This is a genomic window from Chitinophaga sp. (assembly GCF_036566945.1).
Classification (GTDB): domain Bacteria; phylum Bacteroidota; class Bacteroidia; order Chitinophagales; family Chitinophagaceae; genus Chitinophaga.
Genome location: NZ_DATCVJ010000184.1, coordinates 1 through 8,073 on the forward strand (window position 1 = coordinate 1; position 8,073 = coordinate 8,073).

General features: G+C 46.1%; 6 protein-coding genes. 3 read left to right on the plus strand and 3 right to left on the minus strand.

Translation table 11 applies throughout. The features are described 5' to 3' along the window. The 3 genes from VIP81_RS05180 to VIP81_RS05190 all read right to left on the minus strand — a co-directional run. The coding region (locus tag VIP81_RS05180; protein ID WP_331957408.1) for an ATP-binding protein at nucleotides 1–1,872 on the minus strand (1,872 nt) is incomplete at its 3' end. Nucleotides 1,873–2,015: 143 nt separating this feature from the next. Next, nucleotides 2,016–2,216 carry a hypothetical protein gene (locus VIP81_RS05185; protein WP_331957409.1) on the minus strand — a complete coding sequence of 67 codons (201 nt, stop codon included), beginning with the start codon at nucleotides 2,214–2,216 and terminating at the stop codon, nucleotides 2,016–2,018. Nucleotides 2,217–2,343: 127 nt separating this feature from the next. Then, entirely contained in the window at nucleotides 2,344–3,039 is a 696-nt protein-coding gene (locus tag VIP81_RS05190; RefSeq protein WP_331957410.1) for a LytTR family DNA-binding domain-containing protein, read from the minus strand. A gap of 102 nt (nucleotides 3,040–3,141) precedes the next feature. Here VIP81_RS05190 and VIP81_RS05195 point away from each other — a divergent pair, with 102 nt between their 5' ends. From VIP81_RS05195 to VIP81_RS05205, 3 genes are all read left to right on the plus strand, one after another. After that, nucleotides 3,142–3,456 (plus strand): DUF6660 family protein, encoded by a 315-nt coding sequence (locus VIP81_RS05195; protein WP_331957411.1) that lies wholly within the window; start codon nucleotides 3,142–3,144, stop codon nucleotides 3,454–3,456. Nucleotides 3,457–3,581: 125 nt separating this feature from the next. Beyond that, a complete protein-coding gene (locus tag VIP81_RS05200) occupies nucleotides 3,582–6,686 on the plus strand; it encodes a CusA/CzcA family heavy metal efflux RND transporter (protein ID WP_331957412.1) in 3,105 nt (1,034 codons plus the stop codon). Then, on the plus strand, nucleotides 6,683–7,915 hold the full coding sequence (locus VIP81_RS05205) for a TolC family protein (protein WP_331957413.1): 1,233 nt from the start codon (nucleotides 6,683–6,685) through the stop codon (nucleotides 7,913–7,915). Before VIP81_RS05200 ends, VIP81_RS05205 begins: the two co-directional genes overlap by 4 nt. Nucleotides 7,916–8,073: the final 158 nt, after the last annotated feature.

Genomic DNA, 8,073 nt, shown 5'->3' on the forward strand with positions numbered 1-8,073 from the left:
CAGCTGTTGCTGGGTAGTGCCATTTTCATGCGGATGATACCAGCTGGCTGGTAACTCGCGTGGCGGTAATTTGCCAATATATACCTGTATCATCTTATATAGGTCCTCTTCCATAATAGGCTTTGAAATATATTCATTCATGCCCATCAACAGGCATTTTTCCCGTTCTCCTGCCATAGCATGCGCAGTCATGGCAATGACCGGAATCGTAGAGTGCAGCTCATTACGAATCGCCTGCACGGCAGTATAGCCGTCCATTTCAGGCATTTGTATATCCATCAGCACCAGGTCGTAATGTTGTTTGTCTAACGCCTGCAATACTTCATTGCCATTGTTGACAATCTTATGTTGCAACTGCCAGCTGCCCAGTAAATGGCGCAGCAGGTTCTGGTTCATTTTATTATCTTCTGCCACCAGTAAACGTACATCCGGATGCAGGGGGAGCTGATCATTTTCTGTAAAATAAGGATGGCCTTCTTCAGAAAGAGATTCACCTAAAGTATACGGCAATTCTACTTTGAAAGTAGCGCCTTCACCAGCTTTGCTTTCCACAGAAATAAATCCGTTCTGTAATTCTATCAGTTGTTTTACAATGGTGAGTCCCAATCCTGTTCCCCCGAACTTACGTGTGGTAGAGGCTTCCGCCTGATTAAATCGGTCAAAGATACTATGCAGTTTGGAGGGGTCGATACCAATGCCGGTGTCACTAACGGTAAACAATATACGAACGGCATTGTCCTCTGCCCATACTTTGGTAACGTGAATACGTACAGCGCCTTCATTGGTAAATTTAACGGCATTGCTGGTGAGATTTACCAGTACCTGTGTCAGCCGCATAACATCTCCATATAAAATATCCGGTACCTCGTCTTCAATGGTAACGGACAACTGCAATTGTTTTTCTTCTGCCTTAGGTTTGAACATGGTATTCACGCCATGCAGCACACTGCGCAAACTAAAAGCAGTGGCTTCTATGCGCATCATACCGGATTCTATTTTAGAGATATCCAGTATATCATTGATGATTTCGAGTAAGCTTTGCCCGGCATTTTCAATGGCGCCTACGTATTCTTTTGATTTATCGTTGAGGGGCTGTGCTTTTAGCAAATGTGTGAAGCCCAGCACGGCATTCATGGGAGTACGGATTTCGTGGCTCATATTGGCCAGAAACTGGTCTTTTATAGCTGCCAGCTTTTTCTCCTGTTGCTGTGATTCATCGAGGGCTTCTATGAGTTGTTCCTGCCGGTGAATCCGGCTGGTAATATATAGAAATGCCAGCAGGCTGGTTAAACAGGCAAAGAATACCAGCACTGTTCCCCAGCTTTGGGCTTTTTGTCCGCTGCTGTCAATCAGGTGAGTGGCACGGTTTACCTCCAGTTGCCGGGTGGTATCCAGTTGCCGGATAATGCTGTTAATGGCTTCTCCCAGTCGTTTCCCTTTCTGGTTATTGATCATCTTTTCAGCCGCCCATTTTCCATTGCTGTAAAAGGTATCCAATACCATCAGGTTAAAGTTGTTCTTCTCATCTACCAGGTAATTAAGCTGGGTCAGAAGTTTCTCCGTGCTGTCGTTTTTGATAATTTTGTTAATCTCTTTGAGGTCGGCTTTGATGATGGCAATTTCCGCTTCAATGCCGGTGATATGAGTAGTATCCTGGGAAATGACCGCCCCGCGCACTTTGCTGTCGGTTCTGGCCATATTGGTTTGCAACTTCTGCAACTCGTTCTTTACATTCAGCTCCTGTAGTAGTTGCTCATTGCCTTTGATCAGCTTGCGGATATTGTTGGAAGAATTAAACTGCAGCACAACAAATAACACCATTCCGGAAATGAACAGGCCGAGGAGGTAATATTTGATTCTTTTAGGCTGCATGACAGTTTAGTACATATAAACGCTGATATAGGAATGCCGGTTCATTAAAAGTAGGAAATTATTCCTTAGTTCTCTAGTTATTTAGCCTCAGAGCATAATGACTCTGAGGCTAAATAGTAGAAAAATTGATTAATGAATTATAATTATTTCGCTTTTGGCGCAGCAGGAGCAGCAGCAGGTTTTTTTGCTGCATGATGATGCTTTGAAGTCGATTTAGTAGCAGGAGCCTTAGCTGACGCTGACGCTTCTTTCTTAGTTTCTTTTTTAGGCGTTGTTGTTTGAGCAAAAGATGATGCACTCATAAACAACATTGCAGCAGCGATGATAATACCAAACTTTTTCATGGTTGTATACTTTAATTAGTGATCAATTGTTTGACGACCTAAAGATACATTCACATCAAAGACGATGGTATCACTTATGGCCCAACGGGCAGCAGCTATCGGTCAAGCGGGAGAAAGTGTCGTTGAGTTACAGGAGATTGAGTTTATTATTCAGTGCCGCGCGGTATGCATCCGCTATGGGTATGGCATTCTTCTGAATAATGATGGTACCGTCTTCTATGGACTCTATTTTGTCAAGCGCAACAATATAAGAACGGTGTACCCGCATAAATTTGCCGGCAGGCAGCTTTTCTTCGAGCGCCTTTAAAGTCGTGTGTATGGCATGAAATTTCTGCGGGGTATTTAATTTAACATAATCACCCATGGCTTCCAGGAAAAGAATATCTTCTGTGCGTATTCTTTTTAGGATGCCATTATCGCGTATAAAAACAAACTCGGTGTCAGATACCTGTAGTTCCCCATGGTTGCTGTCAAAAATTTCCCTGGCTTTTTCAATGGCCTGTATAAAACGTGCTGGTTGTACCGGTTTAATCAGGTAGTCGGCCACATTCAACTCAAATGCTTCCACGGCGTATTCTTTTTTTACGGTCGTAAAAATGATGATGGGACGCTTTTTGCCCAGGTTACGCGTTAGTTCCAAACCACTCATGCCGGGCATTTCAATGTCGAGTAACAACAGATCTACTTTCTCTTTCTGCAAGAGATTATAAGCTTCCATCGCGCTGCTGCATTCGCCAACAACGTGAAGTTGCACTACATGGCTGGCCAGTTGCTTCATGGCGGTCCGCGCCAGCTTATTGTCGTCTACTATCAGGCAATTCATGCGGCTAATTTAAGGACAAATCATAATATAACATCATCATGCCCGCAACTACGATGCAGTTTTTTCCGGGGACTTATACTTTTAATTTTTACATTTGTAGTCATGAAGTGGCTACTTTACATATTGAGCTGTTATATCCTGCTGTTGTCGTGCATACCCTGCACCGATAACAACGCGGTGAGCAGTAGCCCGGGAGTGCCTGTTGCACAGCTAACCACTTCACATAACCACGAATCACAACCGGACTTCTGCTCCCCATTATGTGTATGCAGTTGTTGCAATGTACAGGTAACCCCTCATACCCCGGTGATCGTATATTTTTATATGCAGCAGGTGATCGTCGATTACCCGGTGTTGCCCGTTAATCCGCTTCCTTCCTCTTCAGACAATATCTGGCAGCCCCCACAGCTGGTTTAATATGTTTTACGGGATGTTTTTGCTATGAGCGTATCAGTGCCTTTACACGGTGCAGATATGGTTCAGGTACATCATTTTTATTACTTATTGAATCAATCATGCTGGATAAGATTATTCGTTTCTCAGTGAGAAACAAATTAGTGATTGGTATACTCACGCTCGTATTGGTGGCTTGTGGTACCCACTCACTGTTACGTCTACCCGTAGATGCCGTGCCGGATATTACCAATAACCAGGTACAGGTGATCACACAATCACCCTCGCTCGCTGCACAGGAAGTAGAAAGGCTCATTACCTTTCCCATAGAACAAACCATGGCGGTTATTCCCGAGCTGGCGGAAGTCCGCTCTATATCCCGGTTTGGTCTTTCGGTAGTCACCATTGTATTTCACGACGATGTAGATATTTACTGGGCACGGCAACAGGTAAACGAAAAGCTGGGAGAAGCTAAAAACAATATCCCGCCCGGAATAGGAACTCCTGAAATGTCGCCTGTTTCCAGTGGGCTGGGGGAAGTATACCAATATGTACTGCATCCGCAGAAAGGATATGAAGACAAATTTAATGCGCGGGAACTGCGTACGGTGCAGGACTGGTATGTAAGACGGCAGCTGCTGGGAACGCCCGGTGTGGCGGAAGTCAACAGTTTCGGCGGTTTGCTGAAACAGTACCAGGTGACCCTGAATCCCGACAAACTGCGTAGTTATAAGCTGAGTATAGCGGATGTATTTAATGCACTGGAAAGAAATAACCAAAATACAGGCGGCGCCTATATAGATAAGAAGCCTAATGCTTATTTTATCCGCAGTGAGGGACTGATAGGGAGTTTGGCGGATATAGAGAAGATTGTGGTGAAGAATATCCCGAACGGACTACCGGTGCTGATAAGAGACGTGGCAAATGTACAAATAGGGGATGCCGTGCGTTACGGGGCGCTCACCCGTAATGCCAGTGGTGAGGCCGTAGGCGGCATTGTCATGATGCTGAAAGGGAAAAACTCCAATGACGTGGTGAAGGCCGTGAAGGCAAGGATTGCACAGATACAGAAAACGTTGCCGCAAGGGGTGGTAATAGAGCCATTCCTGGACCGCAGCGAGTTTGTAGGGCGGGCCATTGGTACGGTGCAGAAGAACCTGGTAGAAGGGGCGCTGATAGTTATTTTTGTATTGGTGCTGTTCCTCGGCAACCTGCGTGCAGGGCTCATTGTAGCCTCTGTTATTCCCTTGTCGATGTTGTTTGCCGTTTCCATGATGTACCTGTTTGGGGTATCCGGCAACCTGATGAGCCTGGGAGCAATCGACTTCGGACTTATTGTAGATGGGGCCGTGATCATAGTGGAAGCCACTTTACACCATCTGGCCGGCAGAAACAAATCCAGCGGGTTGCTGCGGTTATCACAGAGAGAAATGGATATGGAAGTATATGATGCTGCCAGCAAAATACGCAGCACAGCCGCTTTTGGCGAAATCATCATCCTTATCGTATACCTGCCTATCCTGGCGCTTACCGGTATTGAAGGCAAAATGTTCCGCCCCATGGCGCAAACAGTTTCCTTTGCCATCCTGGGTGCATTTATATTGTCGCTCACTTATGTACCGATGATTTCGGCTTTACTGCTTAGTAAAAAACTGGATCATAAAGTAACGATCTCGGATCGCATGATACACTTTTTTCAACGTATATACGACCCCGTTATTAAGGGTGCATTGCGTGTAAAGGCCCTGGTAACAGGTACTGCCGTCCTGCTTTTTGTCATCGCATTATTTTTATTTAGTAAGATGGGGGGAGAATTTATTCCTACCCTGGAAGAGGGCGACTTCGCCGTAGAAACCCGTTTACTCACAGGCAGTTCTTTGTCAGAAACCATCGACAAGGTAACGCTGGCTTCCGGTATATTGATGAAACAATTCCCGGAGGTAAAGGAAGTCATTGGCAAAATAGGCGCGGCGGAAATTCCGACAGATCCTATGCCCATGGAAGCCTGCGATCTTACTATTTTGCTGAAACCTAAAAAGGAGTGGACCAGCGCCCGCAACCGGGAAGAGCTGGCCAACAAGATGCAGGAGGCGCTCGAAGCCATACCAGGTGTTAGCTTTGGCTTTAGTCAGCCTATACAGTTACGGTTTAATGAACTGATTTCCGGGGTAAGACAGGATGTTGGGATCAAAATTTTCGGAGAAGACCTGCCCACGCTGGCTGGTTTGGCGGATAAGATTGGCGCCATCGTAAACCGTACCCCTGGGGCTAAAGACCTCTACGTGGAACAAACCGGTGGGCTGCCGCAAATAGTGGTAACGGCCGACCGGGATAAGATAGCCCGTTATGGGCTGGATATTGCCACCATTAACCAGGCGATCAACACCGCGTTTGCCGGGCAAAGCGCGGGACTGGTATATGAAGGGGAGAAACGTTTTGACCTGGTACTCCGGCTAGATCAACAGAGCCGTCAAAGCCTGGCGGACGTACAAAATTTATATATCACTACCCCTTCCGGCAACCAGGTGCCGCTGGCCGAAGTGGCCACCGTGAAAATGACGACCGGCCCTAACCAGGTGCAGCGGGAAGATGCGAAACGCCGCACCATTGTAGGCTTCAACGTTCGCGGACGCGACATTGCCAGCGTAGTAACGGACATTGAAAAAGCCATCGACAAAGAAGTGAAACTACCTGCTGGCTATTTCATCCGCTATGGTGGTCAGTTTGAAAATCTGAAAGAAGCCAATCAGCGTTTATCCGTGGCCGTACCCATTGCACTGTTGCTCATTTTTGGGTTGCTGTATTTCACTTTCCGTTCTGTAAAACAGTCCCTGCTAATTTTCACTGCCATCCCGATGTCGGCCATAGGAGGGGTGTTTGCCCTGCTACTAAGAGGACTGCCTTTTAGTATTTCTGCTGGTGTAGGATTCATTGCCTTGTTTGGCGTAGCGGTATTGAATGGTATTGTACTGATAGGAGAATTTAACCGTTTAAAACAATCGGGTCTGCATGACCTGAATAGTATTGTACTAAATGGAACGGCTACACGCTTACGTCCGGTTTTGATGACCGCCTTCGTTGCCTCACTCGGATTTTTACCGATGGCGCTAGCCACCAGCGCAGGTGCGGAAGTACAACGGCCGCTGGCCACCGTCGTGATAGGCGGATTAATTACTTCCACACTACTCACCTTACTGGTATTGCCCTGTTTATACATCTATTTTGAAAAAGGCTTTTCAAAACAAACATCATGAGCATTAGAATATTCATCTTATTAATATTTCCATTTCCGGTGTTGGCACAAATACCGCCACTCACCATGGAAACCGCTGTACAACTCGCATTGCAACAAAATAAAGGACTTAAATCGGCCGCTGCTGCTGTCGATTATTACCGGAAACTGGTGGGTACCAGCGGAGAGCTTCCAAAAACGGAAGTGAGCCTGCAATACGGGCAAACGAATAGTTATGTTTCCAATGATAATAACTATACCGTTTCCCAGACGATTCCTTTTCCCTCCATATTTGGTGCAAAGAAGCAACTGAATAATGCGCAGGTGGACAAAGCGGTATGGTTAAAGGCTTCCACACAGAATGAACTCATTTACCAGGTGAAGCAGGTATATGTGCAATTGCTGTATCTGCAGGAAGTCCGCAGGCTCATCATTCACCAGGATAGCCTGTTTGCAAACTTTGTCCGTACCGCAGATTTGCGTTACAGAACGGGAGAAAGCAGGATGTTGGAGAAAACCGCAGCAGAAGGGCGCTTGAATGAAGTGCGGAATACGCTGCGACAAAATGAAGCAGACATACAGATCTATAATGCACGCCTGCAATCCTTGCTGGGCACTACGGCGCCGATTACGATTTCCGAATCGGTGATCCCCGAAGCCGATATGCTCCTGACCAATGATTCCGTGGCCGTAGCTGCCAATCCGCAGCTGCAATACCTGAAGCAACAAATCAATATTGCCGATAAACAAACGAAGGTATTTAAAGCGGCCATACTGCCTGATATCACCGTAGGGTACTTCAATCAATCATTTATTGGCACGCCGGTAAATGCTTCCGGATCGCCGCTGGCCACCAATAATAACCGTTTCCAGGGATTCCAGGTAGGACTGGCATTGCCACTTTGGATGGGACCTCTCAAAGCAAAAGTGAAGGCGGAAGAAAAGCAGCAACTCGCCGCCAGTTTGCAGTACGATAATAATGTAATACAGCTGCAATCGCAGTATGAGCAGGCTGTACAGCAGTTTATTAAAAACCGTAACAGCCTGGAGTTTTACCAAAGTACAGCCCTGCCCAATGCTGCATTATTACTGAAGCAGTCTGAAAAATCATATAGTAGCGGTGACATTGGTTATGCAGAATATTTCCTGAACCTGGAACATGGGCTGGCAGCCCAACAAGGATACCTGTTGGCAAAGAACGATGTAAAGCAGGCCGCGTTATATATGGCTTTCCTCACCGGACAACCATAAGTTATTGCTAAGAAGTGACTGGTGGTTGTAATAACAACGCCAACAAATACCTGACACGCTGATAGTATTCAGCATTTATAAAACGAATTATCATGCAACTTATAAAAAAACATCATCTCCTTTCTGTTATGGCCTTTGCTGCCGTCATGTTAATGGTT

Coding starts and splice junctions, on each gene's coding strand:
- VIP81_RS05205 (WP_331957413.1), top strand. CDS start 6,683: ATGAGCATTAGAATATTCATCTTATTAATATTTCCATTTCCGGTGTTG.
- VIP81_RS05185 (WP_331957409.1), bottom strand. CDS start 2,216: ATGAAAAAGTTTGGTATTATCATCGCTGCTGCAATGTTGTTTATGAGT.
- VIP81_RS05195 (WP_331957411.1), top strand. CDS start 3,142: ATGAAGTGGCTACTTTACATATTGAGCTGTTATATCCTGCTGTTGTCG.
- VIP81_RS05190 (WP_331957410.1), bottom strand. CDS start 3,039: ATGAATTGCCTGATAGTAGACGACAATAAGCTGGCGCGGACCGCCATG.